The 25,915-nt window shown below is 69.7% G+C and carries 16 protein-coding genes; 5 read left to right on the top strand and 11 right to left on the bottom strand.

Annotation, left to right across the window (positions count from 1 at the left end):
- Positions 1-16 precede the first annotated feature (16 nt).
- Positions 17-2,275: an alpha-xylosidase gene (gene yicI, locus MJQ72_RS00350; protein ID WP_240596983.1), complete on the top strand. Its 2,259-nt coding sequence runs from the start codon at positions 17-19 to the stop codon at positions 2,273-2,275.
- A gap of 241 nt (positions 2,276-2,516) precedes the next feature.
- Here yicI and MJQ72_RS00345 read toward each other — a convergent pair whose 3' ends face one another.
- Together MJQ72_RS00345 and MJQ72_RS00340 are read right to left on the bottom strand one after the other, a co-directional pair.
- Positions 2,517-3,524, bottom strand: a complete 1,008-nt coding sequence (locus MJQ72_RS00345; RefSeq protein ID WP_240596982.1) for a LacI family DNA-binding transcriptional regulator — start codon at positions 3,522-3,524, stop codon at positions 2,517-2,519.
- Between the two features lie 38 nt (positions 3,525-3,562).
- The gene (locus MJQ72_RS00340) at positions 3,563-5,752 is read right to left on the bottom strand and encodes a glycoside hydrolase family 3 C-terminal domain-containing protein (RefSeq protein ID WP_240596981.1); all 2,190 of its coding nucleotides are present in this window, start codon (positions 5,750-5,752) and stop codon (positions 3,563-3,565) included.
- A gap of 257 nt (positions 5,753-6,009) precedes the next feature.
- Between MJQ72_RS00340 and MJQ72_RS00335 the strand changes: the two genes are divergently transcribed.
- Both MJQ72_RS00335 and MJQ72_RS00330 read left to right on the top strand, forming a co-directional pair.
- Complete coding sequence (locus MJQ72_RS00335; RefSeq protein WP_240596980.1) at positions 6,010-8,988, top strand: glycoside hydrolase family 3 protein; 2,979 nt, start codon at positions 6,010-6,012, stop codon at positions 8,986-8,988.
- A 34-nt stretch (positions 8,989-9,022) separates the two neighbouring features.
- Complete coding sequence (locus tag MJQ72_RS00330; RefSeq protein ID WP_240596979.1) at positions 9,023-9,718, top strand: GH12 family glycosyl hydrolase domain-containing protein; 696 nt, start codon at positions 9,023-9,025, stop codon at positions 9,716-9,718.
- A gap of 193 nt (positions 9,719-9,911) precedes the next feature.
- Here the strand turns inward: MJQ72_RS00330 and MJQ72_RS00325 are convergent, their stop codons facing one another.
- Positions 9,912-11,666, bottom strand: a complete 1,755-nt coding sequence (locus MJQ72_RS00325; RefSeq protein WP_240596978.1) for an ABC transporter ATP-binding protein — start codon at positions 11,664-11,666, stop codon at positions 9,912-9,914.
- Positions 11,667-11,935: 269 nt separating this feature from the next.
- Between MJQ72_RS00325 and MJQ72_RS00320 the strand changes: the two genes are divergently transcribed.
- Positions 11,936-13,216, top strand: a complete 1,281-nt coding sequence (locus tag MJQ72_RS00320; protein WP_240596977.1) for a sodium:proton antiporter — start codon at positions 11,936-11,938, stop codon at positions 13,214-13,216.
- A gap of 48 nt (positions 13,217-13,264) precedes the next feature.
- Here MJQ72_RS00320 and MJQ72_RS00315 read toward each other — a convergent pair whose 3' ends face one another.
- From MJQ72_RS00315 to MJQ72_RS00285, 7 genes are all read right to left on the bottom strand, one after another.
- Complete coding sequence (locus tag MJQ72_RS00315) at positions 13,265-14,488, bottom strand: glycoside hydrolase family 18 protein (protein ID WP_240596976.1); 1,224 nt, start codon at positions 14,486-14,488, stop codon at positions 13,265-13,267.
- Positions 14,489-14,500: 12 nt separating this feature from the next.
- On the bottom strand, positions 14,501-15,502 hold the full coding sequence (locus MJQ72_RS00310; protein WP_240596975.1) for a LuxR C-terminal-related transcriptional regulator: 1,002 nt from the start codon (positions 15,500-15,502) through the stop codon (positions 14,501-14,503).
- Entirely contained in the window at positions 15,492-16,730 is a 1,239-nt protein-coding gene (locus tag MJQ72_RS00305) for an MFS transporter (protein ID WP_240596974.1), read from the bottom strand. Before MJQ72_RS00305 ends, MJQ72_RS00310 begins: the two co-directional genes overlap by 11 nt.
- Entirely contained in the window at positions 16,727-18,448 is a 1,722-nt protein-coding gene (locus MJQ72_RS00300; protein WP_240596973.1) for a condensation domain-containing protein, read from the bottom strand. Before MJQ72_RS00300 ends, MJQ72_RS00305 begins: the two co-directional genes overlap by 4 nt.
- Positions 18,445-19,239 (bottom strand): protein phosphatase 2C domain-containing protein, encoded by a 795-nt coding sequence (locus tag MJQ72_RS00295; RefSeq protein WP_240596972.1) that lies wholly within the window; start codon positions 19,237-19,239, stop codon positions 18,445-18,447. Before MJQ72_RS00295 ends, MJQ72_RS00300 begins: the two co-directional genes overlap by 4 nt.
- Positions 19,236-20,939 (bottom strand): hypothetical protein, encoded by a 1,704-nt coding sequence (locus MJQ72_RS00290; protein WP_240596971.1) that lies wholly within the window; start codon positions 20,937-20,939, stop codon positions 19,236-19,238. The genes MJQ72_RS00295 and MJQ72_RS00290 overlap by 4 nt, the downstream gene beginning before the upstream one ends.
- 173 nt (positions 20,940-21,112) lie before the next feature.
- Complete coding sequence (locus MJQ72_RS00285) at positions 21,113-21,712, bottom strand: LuxR C-terminal-related transcriptional regulator (protein ID WP_240596970.1); 600 nt, start codon at positions 21,710-21,712, stop codon at positions 21,113-21,115.
- 210 nt (positions 21,713-21,922) lie between these two features.
- Between MJQ72_RS00285 and MJQ72_RS00280 the strand changes: the two genes are divergently transcribed.
- The gene (locus tag MJQ72_RS00280; RefSeq protein ID WP_240596969.1) at positions 21,923-25,153 is read left to right on the top strand and encodes a BTAD domain-containing putative transcriptional regulator; all 3,231 of its coding nucleotides are present in this window, start codon (positions 21,923-21,925) and stop codon (positions 25,151-25,153) included.
- A gap of 2 nt (positions 25,154-25,155) precedes the next feature.
- On the opposite strand, the gene MJQ72_RS00275 is transcribed toward MJQ72_RS00280, so the two are convergent.
- Complete coding sequence (locus tag MJQ72_RS00275; RefSeq protein WP_240596968.1) at positions 25,156-25,521, bottom strand: 4'-phosphopantetheinyl transferase superfamily protein; 366 nt, start codon at positions 25,519-25,521, stop codon at positions 25,156-25,158.
- Between the last annotated feature and the right edge of the window lie 394 nt (positions 25,522-25,915).

The raw sequence follows: 25,915 nt of genomic DNA, 5'->3' as shown, positions 1-25,915 counted from the left end.
CGGCAGGGGCGGTCAAATGAAGTTCAGCAACGGCTACTGGCTGCTGCGCGACGGGGTACAGGCGGCGCATCCGGTCGAGGTGTACGACCTCACCGCGGGGGACGGCCGGATCGTGGTGCACGCGCCGACCCACCCCATCCGCCATCGTGGCGACCTGTTGAAGGGACCGGTGGCGACGGTCGCTTTCTCCTCGCCGATGCCGGACGTGATCGGGGTGAGCGTCACGCATTTCGAGGGCGGGCTGCCGCGGGAACCCCGCTTCGGGCTGTCGGCCGCCGATGACGAGGCGAAAGTCTCCGAGGACGGGCACACGCTCACCGCGGGCGCGTTGTCGGCGCGGCTCCACCGCGGCGAAGGGTGGAAGGTCGACTTCCTCGCGGACGGCAAGGTGCTCACCACCAGCGGGGCCAAGGGCATGGGCTTCATGAGCCTCGACGGCGAGCATCATGTCCGCGACCAGCTGGACCTCTCGGTGGGGACCCAGGTCTACGGGCTCGGCGAGCGATTCGGGCCGCTGGTGCGCAACGGGCAGGTCGTCGACATCTGGAACGCCGACGCCGGCACGAGCAGCGAACAGGCCTACAAGAACGTCCCGTTCTACCTGACCAACGCCGGCTACGGTGTGTTCGTCGACCATCCGGGGCACGTGTCCTTCGAGGTCGCCTCCGAAGCGGTGTCGCGGGTGCAGTTCAGCGTCGTGGGCCAGTCCCTGGAGTACTTCGTCATCTACGGGCCGAGCCCGAAGGAGATCCTGCGCAAGTACACGGCGCTGACCGGCAGACCGGCGCTCCCGCCCGCGTGGTCCTTCGGGCTGTGGCTGTCGACGTCGTTCACCACCTCCTACGACGAGGAGACCGTCTCCGGGTTCGTCGACGGCATGATCGAACGCGATCTGCCGCTGAGCGTGTTCCATTTCGACTGCTTCTGGATGCGTGAATTCAACTGGTGCGACTTCGAATGGGATCCGCGGACGTTCCCGGACCCCGTCGGCATGCTGGAGCGGCTGAAAGCGCGGGACCTGCGCATCTCGGTGTGGATCAACCCGTACGTGGCGCAACGGTCACCGTTGTTCGCCGAGGGTGTCGCCGGTGGATACCTGCTGCGGAAACCGAACGGTGACGTGTGGCAGTGGGATCTCTGGCAGCCGGGAATGGCACTGGTCGACTTCACCAACCCCGCCGCGCGCGCGTGGTACGCGTCCAAATTGGACACTCTGCTCGAACAAGGCGTGGACTGTTTCAAGACCGACTTCGGCGAGCGGGTGCCGACGGACGTCGTCTACTTCGACGGATCCGATCCCGAACGCATGCACAACTACTACACCTACCTGTACAACCAGACCGTCTTCGACGTGCTCCGCAAGCGGCGCGGCGAGGGCGAAGCCGTGGTGTTCGCGCGCTCGGCGACCACGGGGTCTCAGCAGTTCCCGGTGCATTGGGGCGGCGACTGCGAATCGACGTACGAATCGATGGCCGAGAGCCTGCGTGGCGGCCTTTCCCTCGGTCTGTCCGGTTTCGGATACTGGAGCCACGACATCGGCGGCTTCGAAGGCACCCCGGATCCGGCGCTGTTCAAACGCTGGATCGCGTTCGGGATGCTGTCTTCGCACAGCCGGTTGCACGGCAGTTCGTCCTACCGGGTGCCCTGGCTGTTCGACGAGGAGGCCGTCGACGTCCTGCGGGTGTTCTCCAAGCTCAAGGCACGGCTGATGCCGTACCTGTGGCAAGCGGCGGCGCAGGCGGCGGCCGAGGGCATACCGATGATGCGGGCGATGGCGCTGGAGTTCCCCGCCGATCCGGCGTGCGCCCACCTGGAGCGGCAGTACATGCTCGGCGACTCGCTCCTGGTGGCCCCGGTGTTCACGGACGAGGGCGAAGTGACCTACTACGTCCCGGACGGGGTCTGGACCGACTTCTTCACCGGCGACGAGATCCAGGGGCCGCGGTGGGTGACCACCGTCTGCGACATGCTCACCGTCCCGCTGCTCGTCCGTCCCGGCACCGTTCTGCCGCTGGGCGCCGTCGACGACCGGCCGGACTACGACTACGCCGACGGCGTCACGCTGCGGCTGTACCGGCTCGAAGACGGCGCCAGGATCACCACTCCCGTCGGCGGCTCGACGTTCCACACCCGCCGGGACGGCGACAGCGTCCACATCGAGGTCGACTCCGCGCCCGACGGCTGGCAGGTGGCTTTTCCCGCGGGTGACGAGACGATCGTGGCGACAGGGAGCGCGTTGACGATTCGAGGCGGGACCCGGCCGGCGCGGGAGTAGGTGTCGAGGGGTAAGGCAAATATGCCGGGTTCGTGGGCGGGGTGCGGTGGGCTGAAGGCTCCTTTCGCCGAGGCCGATGCGCTGAAAGGAGCTTTCGGCACTGGTCGCCGCACGTGGGTCGTGAGTGGTGTTTCGGGTTCTCTTTGAGGGGCAAGGCAAAAGTGGCGTGTCGCGAAAGCCACTTTCGCGACGTCTGATGTCCCGAAAGTGGCTTTCGCGACGTGAGCACGAAGGCCCAGGCCTAGGAAGGCGCCGGACCGGTGCTGCCCCGTTCGGTCAGGCGGGGCGACAGCAGCCGGACCTCGGCCTGACCTCCGTCGTCGAGACGGCGCATCGCCATCTCGACGGCGAGGCTGCCGAGTTCGGCGGCGGGGATGGCGATCGAAGTGAGCTGGACCGATTGCGCCTCGGCCATGTCCTCCGGGCAGACGGCCAGCACCGAGATGTCCCGGGGCACCTGCTTGCCGCGACGGTTCAGTTCGGACAGCAACGGGCCGAGGATGGCCTCGTTGTGCACGACCAGCCCGGTGACGCCGGGATGTTCGGCGAACAGGTCGTCGAGGCAGGCGCGCAGCGCGTCGTAGGACGGCGCGCACGGGAACGAGCCGGCGCGCACCTTGCGTTTCGTGGCCGTCTGACGGAAACCGCGGAGAAAGCGTCCCGCGTAGCTCGTGCCGCGTTTGTAGACCGCGGGGGAGGGGCCGATCAACGCGACCTCGCGATGGCCGAGGTCGGCCAGATGCGTGACGCTCGCGGAGCCGGCGGCGGTGAAGTCGAGATCGACGCAGGTCAGGTCGCCGGGGTCGGAAGGAACTCCGATCAGCACCACCGGCCGGTGCAAGGATCTCAGCACCGGGAGACGCGGCTCGGAGGTCTCGACGTCCATCACGATCAGCGCGTCCGCGATGGCGGACGCGGCGACGCGGCGCAGGCCGTCCGGGCCTTCGTTCTTGGTCAGCAGGAGTACGTCGTGGTCGTAGGTGCGTGCCTCGGTGACGGTGGCCGCGACGAACTGCATGACCACCGGGACGTTCAGGTCCGTCCGCAGCGGGACGACGAGCGCGAGCACGTTGGTGCGGCTGCTGGCCAGCGCACGGGCGCCCGCGTTCGGGTGGTAGCCGAGTTCGGTGATGCTGTGCTGGACCCGGCGGCGGGTGTCCTCCGAGATCGAACGCCGCCCGGACAGCACGTAGGACACGGTGCTCGGGGAGACCCCGGCCGCCCGGGCGACGTCTGCGATGGTGACCATCAGCCGATGATAGTGCGAGTCGAATCGATTCGACGGGCTCAGCCCTTGCTCAGTTCGATCAACCTGGGCAACGCGTCCGTGGGCAGCGAGACACCGCGGTAGGCCATGAGTTTGGTGAACTGGCGCATCGGCATCGAGGCGACCATGCGCATCCAGTCCGCGCTGCTTTCGGCCCGGTCGCCCTGGCCGGCGAGCAACTTGCCGAGCTCCGGACCCACGATCGGGTGACCGAACCACTCCTCGACCGCCGAGTCGATCGACAGGACCGGGACGATGACGTCGCCGGCCAGCGTGATGGGCGCTTCGGCGACGATATGCGCCGCGCTCTGGCCGATCTGGACGGTGTACGCGCCGGGCGAGACCACCCACCGGCTCAGCCCGATGTCGTACCAGGCGAAAGCGCGGCGATCGAGGGTGAGCTCGACCCGCCGGGTCTCGCCCGGTTCGAGGGAGATCTTGGTGAACGCGCGGAGCTCCCGTGCCGGGTTGCGAACGGGAGCGGCGTCGGTGGCGACGTAGACCTGGACGACGTGTTTGCCGGCGCGGGTCCCGGTGTTGGTGACGTTCACCGCGACGGTGGCGGAGTCGTCTCCCGTCGCCGCCACCTTCAGGCCGGTGGTCTCGAAGGTCGTGTAGGACAGGCCGTGGCCGAAAGGGTAGCGGACCGCGACCTCGGCGGTTTCGTAGTACCGGTAGCCGACCATGACCCCCTCGCCGTACCGGACGTGGCCCGACTCGCCGGGGAAGGTGAGATAGCTGGGGTTGTCCTGCAAACGCAACGGAATGCTCTCGGCGAGATGCCCCGACGGGCTGGTGATCCCGAAGAGGAGATCGGCGAGCGCGCTGCCGCCGGCCTGCCCCAGGAGCCAGCCGTCGAGGATGGCGTCGACGTCGTCGTGCCAGCCCTCCAGCGACACCACGCCGCCGTGGGACAGGACGACGACGGTGCGCCTGCTCACCGCCGCGATCGCCCTGATGAGCCCGACCTGCGCCGCGGGGAGCTCGATCGTGTCCCGGTCGAAACCCTCGGATTCGTCCCGTTCGCCCAGACCCGCGAAGACCACCGCGACATCGGCCTCAGCGGCGATCTCGACGGCGTTGTCGGCCAGGCCGCTCGCGTAGGTCACGGATTCCCCGAGCGCCCGGATGGCGTCGAGCGCGGTGTCGACCCGGGTCGGATTGACGTGGGAGCTGCCGCCGCCCTGGAACCGCGGGTTCGCGGCGAATCCGCCGATGACCGCCACCGTCGACCGCGTGGCCAGGGGCAGCGTGTCCCGGTCGTTCTTCAGCAGGACGGCGCAGCCGGCGGCGACCTCCTTCGCGATCCGGTGCTGCTCGTCGGAATCGACGTCACCGCCCGCGGGCAGCAGCTGGCCGGTGAGCGCGAGAACGCGCCGGACACTCCTGTCGACGACGGCTTCGTCCAGTTCCCCGCTCCGGACGGCCGCCACGATCTCGGCGTCGCCGCTGCCGCCAGTGCCCGGCATCTCGAGGTCCAGCCCGGCCGCGAGCGCGGCCACCCGGTCGTTCACCGCGCCCCAGTCCGAGACGACGGCACCGTCGAAACCCCATTCGTCGCGCAGGACGCCGGTGAGCAGACGGCGGTTCTGGGCGGCGTAGACGCCGTTGACCCGGTTGTACGAGCACATCACCGTGGCCGGGTGCGCTTCGGTCACGACACGTTCGAACGCCGGGAAGTAGATCTCGCGCAGGGTCCGTTCGTCGACCTCCACACTGACCCGCATCCGGTCGGTCTCCTGGTTGTTGGCCGCGAAATGCTTCACCGACGCGCCCACGCCCTCGGCCTGCATGGCCCGCACGTAGGCGGCGGCGAGCACCCCGCTCAGCAACGGATCCTCGGAGTAGTACTCGAAATTGCGGCCGCACAACGGGGACCGCTTGATGTTCACACCCGGGCCGAGCACCACCGAGACTCCCGCCGCGCGAGCTTCCCTGCCGATGGCCGCGCCGATCCGCGCGGCGACCTCGGTGTCCCAGCTGTTCCCCACCGCGACCGACGGCGGAAAACAGGTGGCGGCCACGCTGTCGTGCACGCCGAGATTGTCGGCCTCGCTGTCCTGACGCCGCAGGCCGTGCGGACCGTCGGAGAGCAGGATCGACGGGATCCCGGCGGCTTCGATCGCCTCGGTGTGCCAGAAGTCCCGGCCGGACAGCAGCGACGCCTTCTGTTCGAGGGTGAGGCCGGTGGGTTCGTGCTGAGAGGTCAACGGGATTCCTTCCGGCTGGGAACTGTCCACTGTGCCCGAGAATGCCAGACGGATCCCATGGTGGCACGGCACGGAAGCCTCCAGAGGGAGCCATTGTCTCCCTTTGCTCCGTCCGCTAACATCGCTTCGACTGTGGTATCGAATCGCTTCGATACTCGGTCCTCTCGTTTGACCTCGCTACGTCGAACACTGCACACGAATGCCTCGGACACCTCCACGAAGTTCATCGAAGCGCTTCGATAAGTGACGGAGTTCCCATGCGCAGAGCAGCTTTCTCCCTCCGCTTCCGCCGGATGGGTATGTTCGCCACGACGGTCGCCCTGCTGGTGGGACTCGCTTCCCCGGCGGTCGCGGACGACCTCCCGTTCCGTGATCCCGGCCTCCCGCTGGCGGCGAGGGTGGACGATCTGGTGCGGCGGCTGACTCTCGCCGAGAAGATCTCGTTGCTGCACCAGTTCCAGCCGGCGATACCGCGCCTGGGGATACCCGAGTTCAAAACGGGGACCGAAGCGCTCCACGGCCTCGGCTGGACGACGGAGCGGACGAACGGCACCGTCGTGACCGCGAACGCCACGGTCTTCCCGCAGTCGATCGGGCTGGCTTCCACCTGGAATCCGGACCTGATCGAACGGGTCGGATCGGTCGTCGGTGACGAGGCGCGGGGTTACCACTCGCAGGACCCCGGTTTCTGGGGCCTCCAATTGTGGGCGCCGGTGGTGAACCTGCTGCGTGACCCGCGGTGGGGACGCAACGAGGAAGGCTACTCCGAAGACCCCTTGCTGACCGGGGCCATTTCGACGGCGTACGGAAAGGGAATGGTCGGTGACCATCCCCAGTACCTCAAGACCGCTCCGGTCCTGAAACATTATTTGGCCAACAACAACGAGGTCGACCGCACCACGACGTCGTCCAACCTGCGTCCACGGGTCCTGCGGGAATACGACGAGCAGGCGTTCAAAGCGGCGATCGCGGCCGACGCGGCGACCGGCGTGATGAGCTCGTACAACCTCGTCAACGGACGGCCGGCGACGGTCAATCCCGATCTCGACGAGGTGGTGCGGTCCTGGACCGGCAAGACGCTCTACAACGTCAGTGACGCCGCCGGCCCGCACAACCTCAACGGCTCGCAGAAGTACTTCGGCACCAGCGAGGAAGGGTTCGCGGCCGCGCTCAAGGCCGGTCTCGACGGCTTCACCGTCGACAACCAGGACCCCGCGAACACCATCAGGATCGTCTCCTCCGCGCTGGCCAAGGGGTTGCTCGCCGAAGCCGACATCGACAAGGCGGCCTCGCACGTCCTGAGCGTCCGCTTCCGGCTCGGCGAGTTCGACCCGGACGGCGGCCCGTACGCCAAGATCGGCAAGGACGTGGTCGACAGCCCGGCGCACCGGCGACTCGCCCGCGAGGCGGCGGGCGAGGCCATGGTGCTGCTGAAGAACGACCGCGGCACCCTGCCGCTGGATCCGAAGCGGAGCGTCGCGGTCATCGGGCCGCTGGAGAAGACCCTGTACACCGACTGGTACTCCGGCGGACTGCCGTACAAGGTGACCCCGGTGGACGGGATCCGCGCGCGGCTCGGCGCGGGGGCGCGGGTCACCGACACCGAAGCCGTCGACAGGATCGCCTTGCGCGACGCCGTCACCGGCAAGTACGTCAGTGGCGGCGCGGGCGAGACGGGCGCGGTGCTCAAGACCGGTCCCACCAGCGCCGGCGCCACGGAACAGTTCGACGTCTTCGGCTGGGGCGACGGCGTGCTGACGTTGCGCGGTGTGGCCAACGGCAAGTACGTCGAGCGGCAGAACCTCGCGGACGCCACCAGCCGGTTCGTCAACCAGGCACCACAGCCGCGGGACTGGTTCGTCCACCAGCAGTTCAAGCTGGAGGACGCGGGCGACGGCACGGTCGTGATCAGGTACGCCGGTTACGAAACCCCGAACGACTGGGACGGTCCGAACAGCTATCTCACCGTCGCCGCCGACGGCACGCTCACCCTGGGCTCGCCGAACGCGGCCGGGGCGGCCAAGTTCCGCAAGGAGCGGGTCACCTCGGGGATCGAAAGCGCGGTGAAGGCGGCGCGTTCGGCCGAAACGGCGGTCGTGGTGGTGGGCAGCATGCCGTTCATCAACGGCAGGGAAGACCATGACCGCACCACGATGGCGCTGGCGGAGAGCCAGAGCGAATTGATCAAGGCGGTGCGCGCGGCGAACCCGAACACCGTCGTGGTGGTCGAGAACAGTTATCCCACGACCCTGAACTGGGAGCAGGAGAACATCCCGGCGATCCTGTGGACCTCACACGCCGGCCAGGAGACCGGCAACGCCCTGGCCGACGTGCTGTACGGCGACGTGAACCCGGCGGGCAGGCTCACCCAGACCTGGTACCGCTCGGACGCCGACCTCTCGGACATCCTCGACTACGACATCATGAAACGCGGCAGCACTTACCGGTACTTCACCGGTGATCCGCTCTACGCCTTCGGGCACGGCCTGTCCTACACCGATTTCCGCTACAGCGACCTGCGCCTCGGCAAGCCGGGTCCACAAGGGACGTTCGAAGCGACGGTGAAGGTGACCAACACCGGTGCACGCGCCGGTGACGAAGTGGTGCAGCTCTACACCCACCAGCTCGTCTCCCGTGACAAGCAGCCGAATCGGCAGCTCCGCGCGTTCCAACGAGTGAACCTCGAACCCGGACAGACCAAGACGGTGCGCCTGTCGGTGCCCGACCTCCGGCACTGGGATGTCACCCGGGGCAAATGGGTGCTGGAATCGTCCGTCCACGAAGTCATGGTCGGGGCGTCCGCTTCCGACGTCAGGCTGCGCTCCGCGCTCCCCGTACGGGGCGAGCGGATCCCGCCGCGTGACCTGACCAGGGACACCAGGGCGATCGACTTCGACGACTACTCGGGTGTCGAACTGGTCGACGAAAGCAAGGTCCGCGGTGACGCGGTCGGCGTCGGCGCGGGAGACTGGCTGCGCTTCAGCGACGTGGACTTCCGTGCCGGGGCAAGGACATTCACCGCCATGACGGCTCGCGCGGAACCGGGAACGTCCACCGTCGAAATCCGGCTCGGCGGCCCGCGCGGCAGACTCGCCGGAACCGCGCGGATCGCCAGTACCGGTGACAAGTACACGTACTCGACCACCAGCGCGACAGTGTCCGGATTGAGCGGACGGCACGACGTCTATCTCGTCTTCGCGTCCGGCTCGAGGATCAGCACGTTCTCCCTTCGGTAGAGGCCCTGGCGAAAGACACGGAAGGAACCCGGCTATGCGCAGGCAAGCACGATTCTCGATCGGCGGTGCCGTCATGGCGCTGGTCGCCGTCCTGGTGACGGGCGGGACGGCACAGGCCGCCACCTGGAGCTCTTCGGACAAGTGGGGGACCTGGTCGAACGGCGGCTACACCGTCCGCAACAACGTCTGGGGCGGCGGCGCCGGCCCGCAATCGATCTGGGCGAACTCCTACCGCGACTTCGGTGTCTGGGCGGACCACCCGAACACCGGCGGGGTGAAGTCGTACCCGCATTCGGCGAAGAACGTGGGCCGCCCGTTGAGCGGACTGCGGAGTCTTTCCAGCAGCTTCGCCGTTTCCAGGCCGGGTGGCGGCGCGTACGCGACGGCGTACGACATCTGGGCGAACAACAACGCCTACGAGATCATGCTGTGGATGAACAAGCAGGGCGCGGTGGGCGCGATCGGGTCGAAGGAGACCACCGTGTCCGTGGGCGGCCACACCTGGGACGTCTACCGGGGGAGCAACGGTGCCAACGCGGTGTTCTCCTTCCTGCGCACCTCCGACACGAACGCGGGTTCGGTCGACGTGCTCGCCGTGCTGAACTGGATCAAGAATCGCGGCTGGTACGGCGACGTGACGGTCGGCGAGGTCCAGTTCGGCTTCGAGATCACATCGTCCAGCGGTGGCATGAACTTCTCGGCGAACAGCTATTCCGTGTCCTCGTCCTGATCGGCGACCGGGTGTGTCGAGGTCGGCAAGTTGCGGCGCGGCGCGAAAGCCACTTTCGAGACGTGTGATGTCCCGAAAGTGGCTTTCGCGACGTGTGATGATGCTGTTGGGAAAGTCGGATGGCGGTGGCGCTGGAGTTCCCGGCGAATGTCCTGTTCTGGAGGCCCTCACGGACACCAGCCCCGGGGTTGAATCATGCGTCGCGTTCGCCGGTGAGCAGCTGCGTCGCGGCGAAGTCGGCGTACAGCAGATCGTTCGCGAGCAGCTCGTCGTGCGTGCCGGTCGCCCGCACGACTCCGTTGTCCAGCACCACGATCCGGTCGGCCTGCGTGACCGTCGACAGCCGGTGCGCCACCACGATGACGGTCATCGTCTTCGCCGCCGTCGTGACCACGTCGCGGATCGCCATCTCGTTCGCGGCGTCCAGCTGCGAGGTGATCTCGTCGAGGAGAAGGACGCGAGGCCGCCGGATCAGTGCGCGGGCGAGCGCGACCCGTTGCCGCTCACCGCCGGACAGGAAGCTGCCGCGGTGTCCGACGGCGGTGTCCAGCCCGTCGGGAAGGCGGTCGACGAGCGTGTCCAGCCGGGTCTGTGCCACCGCGTCGCGGATCTCCTCCTCGGCGGCGTCCGGCCTGCCGTAGACGAGATTGTCCCGCAACGTGCCCGAAAGCAGAGGCGCGTCCTGCTCCACGTACCCGATGTCCGCACGGAGCTTCGCCAGATCCCAGTCCGCCAGATCGCGGCCGTCCAGCACTATCCGGCCGGAGTCCGGCTCGTGGAACCTTTCCACCAGTCCGAAAAGCGTGGACTTGCCCGCACCGGAGGGACCCACGAACGCCGTCATGCCCACGGCCGGGATCTCGATGCTCACTCCACGCAGGACTTCCGGCCGGTCGGGACCGTACCGGAACCGCACGTCGTCGAAGACCAGGCCCGTCCCTCGTTCATCGACCGCGTCGGGCCGGGCGCCGCCGGAGCCGGTCCGCTCGGCGGGCATCGTCTCGATCTCGGCGAGGCGGCGAACCGCGGCCACCCCGATCTGGAGCCTGCTGCCTGCGTGCAGCAGCTGCCCGATCGGCTCGTGCAGATAGAACAGGAACAGCAGGAAAGCGACCAAAGAGGACAGTGACAGGGCGCCGGTCGCCACCCGCGCGCCACCGATACCGAGCACGGCGAGGAAGGAGGCCTGGACAGCGAGGGTGTTCGCGCCGTGCACCAGCGACTCCCACCGTGCCGAACGGACACCGGCACGCCACGCGTCCTCGGCGCCGCGCTCGATCGCGGCGATCTCCCTGGTTTCGGCGCCGGCTGCCTTGACGGTGCGGAAGGCGCCGAGCACACGCTCCAGCCGCGCACCGGTCTCACCGACGGCGCTCTGCGCGGCGTGGGAAGCCTTCTCGATCATCGGCATCCCGGCGGCGGCGAGCAGGCCGACGAGCAGGAGCACGGCCAGGGTGATGCCCAGGAGGACGAGGTCCATCACGCCCATCATCACGACCATCACGACGGTCGTCGCCGAGCCGGTGACCAGCGCGACGAAGGCGTGAGTGCACACCTCGCGCAGCAACGTCGTGTCGCTGGTGAACCGGGACAGCAGGTCGCCGGGCTCGGCGCGCTGCACAGCGGGCACCCGCAACGAGAGCAGCCGCCGGGCCAGCCGTTTCCTGGCGACCAGCACCACCGACTCACCTGCCCGTTCGAGCAGGTAGTCGCCTGCCACGGAGATCGCGGCACCGGCCAACGCGAGGCCGACCAGCAGCGCCAGGAGACCGGTGATCCCGCCACTGGAGCCCAGCCGGTCCATCAGGGCCTTCGCGGCGAGAGGCTGAGCCGCGGCGGCGAGGCCGCCGAGCAGGACGAGGGCTCCGCCGAAGAGGACGGTGCGTCGCTGCGGCTTGACGTACCCCGCGAGCATTCGCCAGGTCGAGCGGTCGATCGGGGTGCGCACGGTGGAACAACTCCGTTTTCTTCGGTCACGTGGCCAAGGGAGCGCGACCTGGGCAGGCCGCGGGCCGGCCTTCGATCTTCCGCCGCGTGGCGGGCCTCGCGGCACCCGTGAACCGGTCGGACCGTCCAGCCGGGTGGCGGGGCCGTACCCGCCGACCGGCGGGCGATCGGGCACGTGACAGCCGCTCCGGACGAGACTGGGAGTCCACAGTGGTCAGTGCCGGCGAGTAGGCTTCCGCCGACATCGAAATCGATCCGAAGCACGGTCCCATGAATTCGTTACTGCTCATGATCGCGGTCGCCATCGCGATCCGTTCGTTCGCGGCGGCGCGGCTGGACCGGTGGAACCTCGGCGCACCGGTCGTCATGGTCGCCGCGGGCGTCGTGATCGGCCTCGTCAACGAGAGTTCCATCGCGATCGCCCTCAACACCGAAGCCATGCTGTACGTGGCGGAGATCGTCCTCGCCGTGCTGCTGTTCGTGGACGCCACCGAGGTACGCGGAGGGCGGTTGTGGGGCAGCTCGCCCGGCCTGGTGGCCAGGGTGCTGCTCATCGCGATGCCGATCAGCCTCGTGGCGGCGATGCTGCTCGGCTGGCTGCTGTTCCCCGGCCTGCCGTGGCCGGTGCTCCTGCTGCTCGCCGGGGTGGTCGTGCCGATCGACTTCGCCCCCGCCGAGCGGGTCGTGCGCGACCGTGGCCTGCCCTCGCGGGTGCGCAGTGTGCTCAACGTCGAAAGCGGCTACAACGACGGAATCATTTCCCCCTTGTTCCTCTTCGCGCTGATCCTGGCCGGCGATCGGACTCAGCAGCGGACCCCGCTGGACGCGCTGGGGACCGTGTTGCCCTTCGCGCTCAAAGCCCTGGTGGTCGGCGTGCTGTTCGGCGCGGGACTGGCCTTGCTGCTGACCGCGGCCCACCGCGCGCGCTGGCTCACGGAACAGTCCGGGCGCGTGGCCGTGCTGCTGGTGCCGCTCCTGACCTACACCGCCACCGTCGCCATCGACGGCAACGGGTTCGTGGCCTCTTTCGTCTGTGGCGTCACGTTCCGTTACGTTCACCGCCTGGCCAAGGCCAGGCAGATCCATCGTTCCCCGGCAGGGCGCGACCTGGTGCGCGCCGGTGCGTTGGACGAGGACTTCCGCCTGCTGGAAGACTTCACCTCGCTGTTGACGATGACCTTGTGGTTCGTCGTGGGCGTGAGCGCCGTTCTGGCGTTCTCCGCCGGGCTTCCGTGGCAGGTCGCGCTGTTCTGCTTCGCCGCGATCACCGTGGTCCGCATCATTCCCGTCCATCTCTCCCTGGCCGGATCGGCGCTGACCCACCGCGAACGCCTGCAGGTCGGGATACTCGGGCCACGCGGCACCACGTCGGTCGTCTTCGGGCTCCTCGCCTTCAATCGCCTTCCCGAGGGGCCGGTCGCCGACACCATCCTGCTCATCACCGTCACCCTGGTGCTGGGCAGCGTGGTGCTGCACGGCATCGGTGCCGGCCCGACCGTGAAGTGGCTGACACCGCGCGCACGCGTGACCACCACGTCTTCTTCGCCATGATCCCGCGGGGCCGGCGGTTCCCCAGCCGAGGAACCGCCGGCCGCTCCATCAGTGCCGGAGCCAGGGCCCGGTCATCGCGGCGAGAAGGCTGTGTTGCGGATCGTCGGCGCCCAGCTCCCACATCATCATGCCCGCCAGGCGGTGGCGTTTCGCGAACAGCGAGCGGTCCTGGATGGACCGCGGGTTCTCGTAGCTCACCCAGATCTTCTTCTCCGGGTTCCAGAGGTACGGGGAGCGCACGATCGGGTCCCAGCCCTTGCGGAAGCCGGGGTCACCGGCCCACTCCGGGCCCATGAGGACCTTGTAGTCGAGGAACTGCATGGCCGTGTACGGCTGGTAGAGGCCGTCGTTGGCGGTCGAGGTGACGGTGAACGCCCGGCCGTAGAACGGAACGCCGAGGACGATCTTCTCCCGCGGGACACCGTGGTCGGTCATGTACTTGAGCGCCCCGACGTTGTTGTTGTACTCGTCGTTCGGATCACCGGGCCGTTTGACCAGCGGGTCGTTGAAGCAGGAGAACTTCGAGTAGCCCGTGCAGAAGTCGTAGGTCATCAGGTTGAAGATGTCGACGAGCCTGCCGACTTCGCGCAGGTCGAAACTGTTGGACGCGTCGTAGGGCGCGCCCCCGGTCCCGGTGCCGTCGTCCTGCACGCGGCCCGCGGGGATGTCCGCGGACAGCTTCATGGCGCGGCCGGGCCTGCCGTGTTCGCGGGCATAGCGCTGCAGTTGTGCCCGGAATTCCTTGAGCAGCAAGGTGAAGTTGGCGCGGTCGGCGGGCGAGTTGCCGATACTGGGCAGCCCTCCGGAGACCGGGAACTCCCAGTCGACGTCGAATCCGTCGACCAGCCCGACGGGGAACGCGCTCAGCCAGTTGTCCACACAGGACTTGACGAAGGCACGCCGGGATTCCGCGGTCGCGGCGCCGGCGCCGAAACCCGGTGCGGCCCAGCCGCCGATGGAGATCAGCAAGGTCAGGCCGGGGTGACCACGCTTCACCGCCGCGAGACTTTCGATGTCCTTGCGCTGCTTGGCGTCCGGGATGCTGCACCGGCCGCCCGCCGGTGAGGCGAACCAGTAGCTGATGGTGTTCAACATTTCCCAGGGGACCTGATCGGCGGGCGGCGTGCCGCCCCAGAACGCCTCCAGGATCGGCCGGTCCGGTGGCGGGGCGGCCTCGATCTCCGGTGCCCCGGAGGCAGGTGAGGCGGGGAGCAGGGCCAGGACCGCGGCAAGGCACAGCCCGAGCCGCAGGGCCAGATTCTTCGGTCGCATGGAAGATCCTTCCTATCGGTGACGCGTACGAGTGGTGGTGGCCACCAGGCCCGCCCGTGCGGCGGCGACGCCCGCCTGGAACCGGCTCTCCGCGGCGAGTTCCTGCATCAGCGCCGAGATGTGCCTGCGCAACGTCCGTTCGGACAGGCCGACGCGGCGCGCGATCACCTCGTCCTTGAGGCCGGCGGCGAGCAGGTCCAGCACCCGGGACTTGACGACGTCGAGGGTGCCGGCGTAACCCGCCCGGCCGGGATCGAAGTCGGTGCCGGATTCCCAGCCTCGGTCGTGCGACCCGGCGAGGAACTGCGCGATCACCGGCCCGTGCACCATCGCGACGGCCTGGTCGCCTTCGAGGCCGGCTCGGAGGAACGCGACCTCGCGGTCGAAGACGGCGAACCGGTCGAAGATCTCGTCCGAGGTCCGCACCCGGCCGCCGAGGGAGGCGACGTTGCACAGGAACGAGCGGGTCGCCGCGTCCGCGCGGGCCGCGTGCGGATACAGCACCCGGACGCGGATCCCGCGCCGCAGCGCGTCCAGCACGAGCGGCCGCAGATGCCGCGCTTCGGGCGGCTCGTGCGCCACGCAGGACTGCATCATCAGCACCTCGGATTTGCAGCCGTTCGCCGTTTCGACGAGCCGCAACTCGGTCTCGCGCGGATCGCGCGAGACCTGGATCGGCGAGCGGCGCGGGTCCGCCCGTTCCGCCCGGCCGAAGGCGTCGGCGAACGAGCGCAGTTGCCGTCGCCGGGCCAGCAGCAGGCTGCGCTGGTCGTGGATCGCCCGTTCCAGCGGCAGCAGCAGTTCGGTCCGCGCGCTGTCGGGATCGACCGCGACGACCTCGCCGTCGCGGGTCTCCCGGATCAGCCGCAGCCGCCGCAGGAGGCCGAACGCGCGGCCCACCTCGGCCGCCGGGACACCGAGCCGGGACGCGATCTCCGCGGGGCCGTCGCCGTCGAGGATCCGTGCGTAGACCTCGACGGCGAACTCGTCGGCCTCGATCAGGTCATGGGGCACTTCGCAGATCCCTGATCGAGCGGACCGCGATCAGCAGCCCGGTACAGCCGAGCCCGAGCACGGTCGCGAGGATCATCAGCGGCCGTGCGCCGAAAAGGCTCGCCATCGGCCCGGCGAGCGACCTGCCCAGCACCAGCGCGAGCAGCGACCCCGAGACGTCGTAGGCGTAGACCCGGTTCAGGAGTTCCGCGGGAATCTGGGTCTGGACCGTGGTGGACCACAGGACACCCCAGTAGGCGAGGCCGAAACCGGCCAGCGTCCAGCCGGCGACGAGCAAGGCGACCGGAAGTCCCACCGCGGGCGTGATCGGGTACAGCGCGAACAACGCCCAGCCGATCGCCCCGGACAGCAGCGGGCGGCTCGGGCGGACGCGCATGGCGATCGCGCCGCCCGCGACCCCGCCCGCGCCGAACGCGGCCATCCCGATGCCCAGCGCGGTCGAACCGTAGTCCGAGACGACCAGGTCCGCGCCGACCGGCAGGGACACACCCGCCACGAAACAGCCGTACACCAGGTGGATCGCGATCACGCCCCAGAGCCAGCCACGGGCGGCGAACTCCCGCCAGCCTTCGACCAGCTGACGCCAGAACGACGGTTCACTGTCCTCAGTGGACTTCACCGGCGTGAGCCGCAGGGCGAACAGGCAGAGGGCGCTGATGCCGTACGTCGCGGCGTAGATCCCGAACACGGTCCCGGTTCCGGCGACGGCCACCAGCACACCGGCGAGCGCCGGGCCGAGAACGCCCGAGATCGCCTCGGAAATCCGCAAGATGCCGTTCGCGCCCTGGACGTCCTCCGCGACCTGCGGGACCATGCTCGCCACACCGGGCTGGAACAACGCGGTGGCGGCACCGCTGAGGAACTGCAGGACGACGATCGTCGGCAGCGACGGCGTTCCGACGGCGAAGGCGACCGCCATCCCGCCCTGGACGACCAGCCGGACGAGATCCGCGATGATCATCATCCGGCGCGGCGTGAACCGGTCCGCGAGCACGCCGCCGAACAGCATGAACAGCGCGAGCGCGCCCATCCACGCGCCGAGGGCGTAGCCGACGCCGTCGATCCCGTGACCCGCCGCCAGCACGGCGATCGAGAGCGCGACGGGCAGCATCGCGTCGCCCAGCATCGACCCGCTGCGCGCGGTGAGGTAGAGCTTGAAGTTGCCGGTCCAGAGCCGTCCGGCGGCCGGTTTTCCCTCACCGGTCAGGGTTTCCGTGTCGTGACTCATACCGGCAGCTCCCGCCCGCTCGCGGAGTCGATGGCCGTGGCCGTCCAGGCGCCCGGATCCAGCGGATCGGCGGGAGGCTCGGCGCAGATCACGTAGTGGTGCGGTGCCAGCGCGGTCGGCCGTCCCGGCAGCGCGGCCAGTACCCGGGCGTGCAGGTCCGCGGGCGCCGCCGGACCGGCCAGATGACACACCAGCCGGTGACCCAGGACGTCGTCGGGCTCCGCGGTCACCAGATGCGGCCGGTCACCGAGGACGTCGGAGACCAGTTCCCGGACGGCGTCGAGCTCGACCCAGCACGAGTCCGAGAGGTACCAGCCTTCCCCATGTTCGACGGGGGCGAGCGTGGTGAGCGAATGCAGTTCCTTCACCGGAAGATCCGCCTCGGCCGCCGCGCGCAACAACGCCAGGAGGCCGCGGCCGAACTCGGTCACCTCGGCGGTGTCGAGGCAGGCGGGGTCGACCCACAGCGTCAGATCCAGTTCCGTGTCGAGGCGGTACAGGCAGCCGAAGAAACGGGTCGGGATGTCCTCCTGCGGCAGCAGCTCCAGCGTGCCACCGAGTTCGGGGTCGTCCTCGACGTCCGGTCCACCCGGCAGCCATACCGACGGCAGCCTGCTGTACGCGGAGCGAGGCGGCGTGCCGATGGCGGTGTCGCCCAGCGCGCTCATGTCGTTGAACACGAGATCCCTGGCGAAGGAGAAGCCCCGTTCGCCGGTGACGCGGGTGATCACTTCCCAGATGGCGTCGGCTTCGAACCAGCTGTGCCGGTACGCGGGCACGGACGCGGCGCGGACGGCGTGGACCAGTTCGTCGAACGTCTCCGGGATGGTGACCGGGAGCAGCGCGTCCTGCGCCATCGAGCCGAAGAAGCGGCGCAACTGCTTGAGCACCCGGTTGCCGGACAAGGACGTCGTCACGCAGGTGGAGTGCGCGGTCCGGTGCGCGATCAGCGCGTTGAGCGCGGCGAGGGCGATGGCGGAGGGGCTCGCGCTGGTCCGCTCGGCGATCGCCGCGATATGGCCGATCGCGGCCCGCGAACGGACTCGCAGCCCGGGCCGGAGGAAGCCGGTTCCGGTGGCGGGCACCGGGAACATCGCCTGCGGAACCGTGCGCAGCTTGCTTTCCCAGTACCGCGTCGCCGCTTGTCCCAGCCGCTGCACCGCAGGCGTCTTCTCGAGTTCGACGACGTCGAGAGGCTGCGGCGAGTCGTCCTCGGGCAGCTCGCGCCCCGCGGCCAGCTCGGTCCATTCGCCGAGGAGGAGTTCGCAGGTGGCGACGTCCATCGCGGCGTGGCTCACCACCCAGACGAGCCGGCGCGGGACGGCGTTCTCGGTCACCACGGCGAGCCGCAGCGGCAGCTCCGCGGTCAGATCGAAAACCCGGGACCGCAGGGCGCGCGCGGTGCCCTCGGCCGTCTGGAGGACGTCGCCGCCGCTCTCGACGACCTCGGCCTCCAGCTCGCCTTCCGCCAGCACATGCTGGAGCGTCCGGTCGCCGAACGAGTACGTCGTCCGCAGCGACTCGTGGCGTTCGAGCAGCACCCGGATCCAGGCGGCGACCTGGTCCAGCGGCGCGCCAGGCACGTCGAACACCATCGCGAGGTTGAGCCGCGTCGGATCGTCGTCGAGGGTGATGGCGCGGACGATGTTCGCGTGGCCGAACGCCAATGGGCCGGAGCGTGCCGTCTTGCCGGTGAAACGGACCTGGAACCGGGTCATTTCGTCACCTCGTGGGTCGGGCGGGCCAGGGGAGCGGCGGTGGTCTCGAATCGGCAGAAGGCGACTGTCGCGTCGTCGTGGTGTTTCCCGGCGAAGTGGCCTGGCGCGGTCCGAAGTTCGGCGCGGCGGGTCTCGTGGACGACGGCGGCCGGGCCGTCGAGCTCGGCGACGTCGAGCAGCTGGTGCCAGGTCCACCCGTAGCGTTCGACGAGCCGGTACGCGCCGTCGGTGAGGAGCGCGGCGCGCCGCAGCCGCGAGAGTTCCACGGTGCCGGTGCGGGCCTGGTCGGCGGCGGCCGGATCACTGCCCGCGACCCAGAACCCGCCGGGCGCGTTGCGCAAGGGCCGGACCTCTTGCCAGGTCAGGTGCAGCAGCTGGTCGATCCGGTCGTCGATGACGGCCTCGACGGTGCCGTCGAGCCGTTCGAGCACCACCGCCGCATCGCTGAGCACCAGGTAGTCGGCGAGACCGTCCCGTTCGCGCAGGATCGCCACGGTCGCGGTCGGGCCGCAGGGATTGCCGAGGTCGCAGGTGCCGGAGTGGGCGTCGCGGACCGACTCGATGGCCGCGCGGAGGACGGCGCGCAGGTCTTCGGCGGGACGTTCGACGAGGAGCCGGTCCAGCGCGGTGCCGAGCCTCGCCACCAGCCAGCGGACGTCGTGCACGCAGCCGGTCTCCGCGCCGGGTTCCGCCGTCGCACCGTCGATGACCAGCGCGTGATACCGGCCCGACAGCACCAGATCCTCGTTGACCAGGCCGTCACCCGGCTGGGAGAGACGATCGACTTTCATGCTTCTTCCCTTTCGTAGGCGAGCCACTGGGCCAGTGCGCGGATGCCTTGATCGAGTTCCGTCGCCGGTTCGTCGGCGACCAGGGGAGGGGCGGATGGGCCGTGCGGCGACGCCGGCCAGCTGACCGGAACCCTCCGGACGGTCCTGGCGACCGCGTCGGCCAGTTCCTGGCTGGTCAGCGGGGACGGCGTCGCGACGGTCCGCCGCGGCACGGGCTGGTGCAGGAGGTGGTGCACGGCGAGCGCGATGTCCCGGATGTAGGCCGGCCGGTGGGTCGCCCGCGCCGGGACGTCGGCCTGGATCGGCTGGGCCAGCAGGGCTTGCCGGGTGAACGTCTCCAGGACGGAATAGCCCTCGATTCCGGGCCCGTACGGAGAGCCGGTCCGCAGGACGCTGGTGCCCGGCGTGGCGGCGGGGACGGGTGCGCCGGGAGGGCAGACCTGGACCACGTGCCGCGCCGCCACCGGCGGGAGTGTGGAACCGGGTTCGGCGACGTGGACCACGGCGTCGACGTCCGGCCCGTCGTTTCCGTCCAGGACCTCGTATCCGCGATCGGCCAGATGACGCGCGATCTCCCGGCCGAGCGGGCGGTCGGTGGTGGTGACGAGGACGCGTTCCCGCCTGCGCGCGGGCGAACGTCGTGCCCGGGCACCCGCCTGGTGACCGAGACGGGCCAATTCGGACAGAGCGGGCCGCAGCGTCCGGAGCGTGGAAGCGCCGACGGTCGTGCAGACGCCGCCCGCGCCGATCGTGCCCAGCGCGAGGGAGCCGACCCGGTCGAGCCGACGGCCGGTCCCGAGTGCGCCGAGGAGATAGGCCGTGGTCCAGAGACCTTCGACGGCTTCTTCGTCGAGATGCCGTTCCAGCTCGGCGAGAGCGCCGAACACCGATCCGGTGACTTCGAGCCGTTGCTTCTGGCAGGCGTCGAAATCCAGGCCAGCCCGGCCGAAGTACCGCTCCGCGTCGATGGTCGCCCGTCTTCCGTCGTCGCGGACGACGCACTGCGCGACCCCGTGCTTGAAGAACGGGATGACGTCGGGATCGAGCGGGCCCGCGCCGAGCGACCAGTCGTCGTCGGACGGGACGGCGAAGCACGCCGACCGCCGCGAGCCGTGGGAGTCGTTGCGGAGGACGCTGGGCTCGTCCGCGTGCTCGACGAGATTCGGCGCGACCAGGAGCACCGGTACCCCGGCCGCGCGCAGGTACCGGGACATGACGACGTCGTCGGGCCAGGTCGAGCCGTGCGCTTCGGCGAAATCCGCGAAACCGGCCGCGACCCCCGCGGGCAGTGCCAGCGCGACGGTCGGGGTGTACTCGTGGGTCGCGGTGACCCATCTCGCCCCGGCCAGCGCGGCGAGCCGCACGGCGGCGCCGTTGCGGGAGTTCCAGTTGGTGTAGAAGGCGATCGCGGCCTCGGGCGCGGCCGCGACGGCGGCCCGGGCGTGGCCGAAGAAGCCGTCGGCGGGAACGGCGTCGTCCTGGAGGACCAGGTGGTGGGTCGTGCCTTCGGCGATCGCGGACCAGGCCCGGATCGCGGTGCGCAGGGCGGTCGGCGGTCCGGACGGCTCCGGATCGGCGACCGGCCGCAGCGCCCCGGCGGGCGCGGCGGCCAGCAGACGGCCGGTGAGTCCCGGCCGTCGCGGATGGGTCATGACGGCACCGGTGAGCACTATGTCGTGGCAGGGGGTCGGAGTGGTCACGTGGCTGGTCCAATCAGGACGAGAATTCGAGACGATCCAGAACGGAATCTAGGTCGGTCCCGGTTGGCACCACCAGAATTTGGCCGAAAGCGGACTCGGCGCCCGGCGAAAGATACTCCGGTAATGATCAATCCACAGTGGACGAAGAATGCGGCCGGAGCCGGACGATCGCTTCAGCCGAGCGCGTCGGCGGGAAGCCACCCGCATTCCGCCGCCCGGAATCCGAGTTCGAACCGGCTCCTCGCGCCGACGCGGGCCATGAGGACGTTCACGTACCGCCGAACGGTCCTCGCGGATACGCCCAGCCGGTTCGCGACCGCTTCATCGGTCATTCCGTCGACCAGGCAGCGCAGGATCGCCTGTTCGAACTCGTCCGGCCGAGCGGACGTCATCTCCCAAGGCGTCGCCTCCTCCCAGCGAGGGTCGAAGGCGTCGGCGAGGGCGGTGATCAACGTCGGCGTGGTCACCATGAGCAAACCTCTGGCGTCGTCGCCACCCGAAGGGACCAACGCCAGTCTGCGGTCTATCAAAAGGGATTCTTCGATCGCCCGATCGGTCACCTTGACCCGGAGCCCGTGCCGCACCGCCTCGACGATCTCACCGCGCGCGTGCTCCGCCGGTGCCGTGCACAGCAGCCGCACCCGGACGTGCGGCGGGAAGGCGCCGCGGCGCGCGGCCGCGGTGACGGTCCCGCCGAACCACGGCGAACCGCCCGTCGCCGTGGTCAGCACTTCCCGTCTTGCGGTGGAAACCAGATCGAGTACAGTCGACAAGCTCGTTCCATCGGCCGGGTTCGGAGCGGATGACGCAGACACTGACCTTGCCCCCAGGCGTGTTCGTCCTACACGATCGCACTTTGTTTCCCGCCAGCTGAATTCTTGTTCCGAAGCATGCGGAGAGCCGGTATAAATCTGGTATAGACCACTAATCCGGGAAGGTCGCGAGCACTTCGCGATTATTCCGGCGAGGTGAGTGGGGGGTATATGGAGTTCACGATTCTCGGGCCGCTCGGTGTCCGCGACGGGAATACCGAAATCGATCTTGGCGCGCCGAAAGTCCGCCGTCTGCTGGCGCTCCTGCTCCATCGCGCGGGCGAGGTGGTCCCGGTGAGTGCGCTGGTCGACGGTCTGTGGGCGGGCCGCCCGCCGCGCACCGCGGCGAAGAACCTCCAGCTCTACGTCCTCCAGCTCCGCCGCGCACTGGCGGATCCGGATCGCGTGGTGCACCGCAGACCCGGCTACCTGCTGGTGGTGAATCCCGGCGAACTGGACGTGCGGCGGTTCGAGGACCTCGCCGACCAGGCGCGCACGGCACACGAGCGGCGGAACGCGGTCGTCGCCGGAAGTCTCGCGCGGCAGGCGCTCGCGGTCTGGCAGGGGCCTCCGTTCAGCGGCCTGGCCGACAGCAGCGCCGCCCTCCAGGTCGAGGCGGACCGGCTGCAGGAACGACGGCTGGTCCTGCTGGGGCAGCGCATCGACGCGGATCTGGCGCTCGGCAGGCACGCGGACGTCGTCGCCGAACTCACCGAGCTGGTCTCGGAACATCCGCTGCGGGAACATTTCCAGGCCCAGCTCATGCTCGCGCTCTACCGGTCGCGGCGCCAGGCCGAGGCGCTCAAGGTCTACCGCCGGGCACGCGCCCTGCTCACCGGCGAGCTCGGTCTCGAACCGGGGGCGGAGCTGACCGACCTCGCCCAGGCCATCCTGCGCACCGATCCGGCACTGGACCTGCCCGCCGCCGAACAGCCGGTTTCCCCCGGGCCGCGGCAGCTGCCCGCCGCGGTGCCGACGTTCACCGGCCGCACCGCGTACCTGCGCCGGATCGACGCCCTGGTCGCCGGCGGCGCGCCGGTGGTGGTCGTCAGCGGCACCGCGGGAGTGGGCAAGACCGCGCTGGCACTGCAATGGGCGCACGGCGCGCTCGACCGGTTCCCCGACGGCCAGCTCTACCTGAATCTGCACGGCTACGCGCGGTCGGCCACGGTGACCGCGGCCGAAGCGCTGGTCCGGCTCGTGCGCTCGCTGGGCGTCCCGCCCGACCGGATACCGGTGGACCTCGACGAACTGGCCGCGCTCTACCGGTCCGAGCTCGCGGGCAAGCGGATGCTCGTGGTGCTCGACAACGCCGGCACGGCCGATCAGGTGCGGCCGCTGCTGCCCGGCCGTCCCGGCAGCCTCGTCGTGGTGACCGGCAGGCAGGAACTGCCCGGGCTCGTCGTCCTGCACGACGCCGGCGCCGTCCGGCTCGACCTGCTGAGCGAAGAGGACGGGCTCAAGCTGCTCGCCAGGATCGTCGGCGCGCAGCGGGTCAAGGAGGAACGCCGGGCGGCGGCGACGCTGGTCCGGTTGTGCGCCGGGCTGCCGCTCGCGTTGCGGATCGCGGCCGCGGACATCGGCATCGGCCGGGACCGGCCGATCGGCGCCGTGGTCGACGGGCTGCTGCGGGCCGACCGGCTGGACCGGCTCGGGGTCGACGGCGATCCGTCGACCGCGGTCCGCGCCGCGTTCGCGCTCTCGTACCGGCGGCTCGGCCCGGCCGCCCAGGGCTTGTTCCGGTTGCTCGGCGTGGTCCAGGTGCCGGATTTCAGCGCGCGGTCGATCGCCGTGCTCGCCGGGCAGTCCCCCGGGAACACGTCACAGGCTCTCGCCGAACTGGAGCGCGCGCATCTCGTCGCCCGGGGCGCCGACGGCCGGTACCAGTGCCACGACCTGCTCCGGCTGTACGCGACCGAACGCGCGCGGGCCGAGGACGGCCCGGCCGAACGCGACGAGGCCAGGATCCGGCTGTTCGGCTGGTATCTCGCGACGGCGACCGCCGCGGTCACACGGATCACGCCGCAGATCCTGCGGCTTCGTGAAGGAGCCGAATTCGGCGAGACCGATGTCGTCTTCGACGACGATGCCGAGGCGTTGGAGTGGCTCGAAGCGGAACGTGCCGACCTCGTGGCCATCGTCCACGACGCCGCCGCGCAGGGGCCGCACCGGGTCGTCTGGTTACTGGCGGACGCCCTTCGCGGCTTCTTCTGGCTCAGAAGGCATTCCGTGGACTGGGTCGCCGTCGCGAAGGCCGGGCTGGCCGCGGCGGTCGTCGACGGCGAGCCGCGCGGCCGGATCGCCGCCCAGCAAAGCCTCGCGCAGGTGTATCGCGGGCTGGGCGACTACACGGCCGCCGTCACGCACTACACCGGGGCGCTGGAGCTGGCGGCCGCCGAACGGTGGCCGGAAGCGGAAGCCGCCGCGCGCGGGAATCTCGCCGGAGTCCACTGGGAGCTCGGCGCGCTCGACGAGGCCGTCGCCGAACTCGACCGCGCGATCGAACTGAACAGCCGGATGGGCTGGGAAGCGGGACTTTCGGCCAACCTGCACAACATCGGGACACTGCTGCGGGAGCTGGGCAAGCCGCGGGAAGCCATGCGGCGGCTGGCCCAGGCCCTTTCGCTCATCGAACGCACCGGCAATCGTGACGGCGCCGCGCACGTGTACACCACGCTCGGCGAGGTCTATCTCGACCTCGGCAGGCTGACCGATGCGCGCGAGTCGCTGTCGAAGGGTGTTTCCCTGCACCGGGAGAACGGCGCTCGTTACGGCGAGACGACCGCACTCTGCACGCTGGCGGCGTTGTGCGCCGAGGCCGGGGATTTCGCCGAAGCGGCCGAGCACGCCGAGACGATGCTGGAACTGGCCCGGGAGACAGGTGATCGCCGGGCGGAGGCGAACGCGCTCGCCGCGCTGGCCGAACTCGGTGGCCGGACCGAGTTGTCCGTGGCTCCCGAGGTCCTGGCCGGACAGGCGGTCGAACTCGCCCACGAGATCCGCTACACCCGCGCGGAGATCGTCAGCCTGCTGGCGCTGGCGGAGGTATGTCGTCGTGGCGGGCGGCTCGACGACGCCGTCACGCATGCGGCCGCGGCCACGGAATTGGCCGCACGGCGGGACTTCCGGCTCCTCGCGGCCAGGGCGCACACGGTGCTGGCCACCACCAGGCGGGACCGCGGCGACCGGAAACAGGCGGCCGAATGCGCCGAGCGGGCGCTGATCCTGCATCGCGGTATCGGCAACCGGATCGGCGAGGGACACGCGCTCGCCGTCCTCGGCGAAGTCACCGCGAAACGGGATCCCGGCGCCGGGCAGGGACTTCTGCGGGAGGCGCACGACATCCTCGCCGACTGCGGTTCGGTCGAACGATTCCGGGTGGCGGACCTGCTCTCGACCTGAGGTCAGGCTGTCCCCAGCGCGATCGCGATCACGAGCCCCCGTTCGCAGGAAATGGAGACGTCGACCCGCTCGATGCCCAGCGCGCGGGCACGTTCGGCCGCCGCACCGCGCAACTCCACCGACGTCGCGCCCGCTCCGGAACGCCGGATCACGATCTGGGCGGGCGGAACCGGACCGGACAGGCAGGTCCTGAGCACCTTCAGCACCGCCTCCTTCGCGGCGAACCGGCAAGCGAGACAGACGCTGCCCGCCGCCGCCAGGTCGCCGAGTTCCTCCTGGGAGAACAGGAACTTCAGGAACCAGCCGCGCCGCGCGAGCAGGTCGAGTTCGGCCACGCGCAGCGCGTCCACTCCGACGAGCGTGGTCATCCGTTCCCGTGTCCCTTCGCGCTTCGCGCCGGACCCCCCGTGTCGAGTGGGTCGTGAGTGGTGACTCGTGTTCTCTTGAGGGTCAAGTCAAAGGTGGCGTGGTCGCGGACGGGTCGCTGGTGGGGTGAAGGGAGCCTTCACCCCGGCCGCTAACCCGCGCCGACCGCCACGCCGCCGGCGCCCGTGTCGCGAAAGCCACTTTCGCGACGCCTGATGTCCCGAAAGTGGCTTTCGCGACACGTTCGACAGGCGGAAGCCCGCGAAGATCCCTTCCTTGCAATCAGCGTAGGAGGCGTTCACAGACCGGTAGAGCGGGTGACCCTCTACGACACTTTTGCCTTACCCCTCAATAATCCGAATCGCCTCGCCATGTGGCCACTCTAAGCCGCCACCG

The sequence above is a fragment of the Amycolatopsis sp. EV170708-02-1 genome (assembly GCF_022479115.1).
Classification (GTDB): domain Bacteria; phylum Actinomycetota; class Actinomycetes; order Mycobacteriales; family Pseudonocardiaceae; genus Amycolatopsis.
Note: the sequence above shows the minus strand (reverse complement) of the source record. Positions and strands in the feature narration are given on the sequence as shown.

Coding starts and splice junctions, on each gene's coding strand:
- yicI (WP_240596983.1), top strand. CDS start 17: ATGAAGTTCAGCAACGGCTACTGGCTGCTGCGCGACGGGGTACAGGCG.
- MJQ72_RS00345 (WP_240596982.1), bottom strand. CDS start 3,524: ATGGTCACCATCGCAGACGTCGCCCGGGCGGCCGGGGTCTCCCCGAGC.
- MJQ72_RS00335 (WP_240596980.1), top strand. CDS start 6,010: ATGCGCAGAGCAGCTTTCTCCCTCCGCTTCCGCCGGATGGGTATGTTC.
- MJQ72_RS00330 (WP_240596979.1), top strand. CDS start 9,023: ATGCGCAGGCAAGCACGATTCTCGATCGGCGGTGCCGTCATGGCGCTG.
- MJQ72_RS00320 (WP_240596977.1), top strand. CDS start 11,936: ATGAATTCGTTACTGCTCATGATCGCGGTCGCCATCGCGATCCGTTCG.
- MJQ72_RS00315 (WP_240596976.1), bottom strand. CDS start 14,488: ATGCGACCGAAGAATCTGGCCCTGCGGCTCGGGCTGTGCCTTGCCGCG.
- MJQ72_RS00305 (WP_240596974.1), bottom strand. CDS start 16,730: ATGAGTCACGACACGGAAACCCTGACCGGTGAGGGAAAACCGGCCGCC.
- MJQ72_RS00300 (WP_240596973.1), bottom strand. CDS start 18,448: ATGACCCGGTTCCAGGTCCGTTTCACCGGCAAGACGGCACGCTCCGGC.
- MJQ72_RS00295 (WP_240596972.1), bottom strand. CDS start 19,239: ATGAAAGTCGATCGTCTCTCCCAGCCGGGTGACGGCCTGGTCAACGAG.
- MJQ72_RS00280 (WP_240596969.1), top strand. CDS start 21,923: ATGGAGTTCACGATTCTCGGGCCGCTCGGTGTCCGCGACGGGAATACC.
- MJQ72_RS00275 (WP_240596968.1), bottom strand. CDS start 25,521: ATGACCACGCTCGTCGGAGTGGACGCGCTGCGCGTGGCCGAACTCGAC.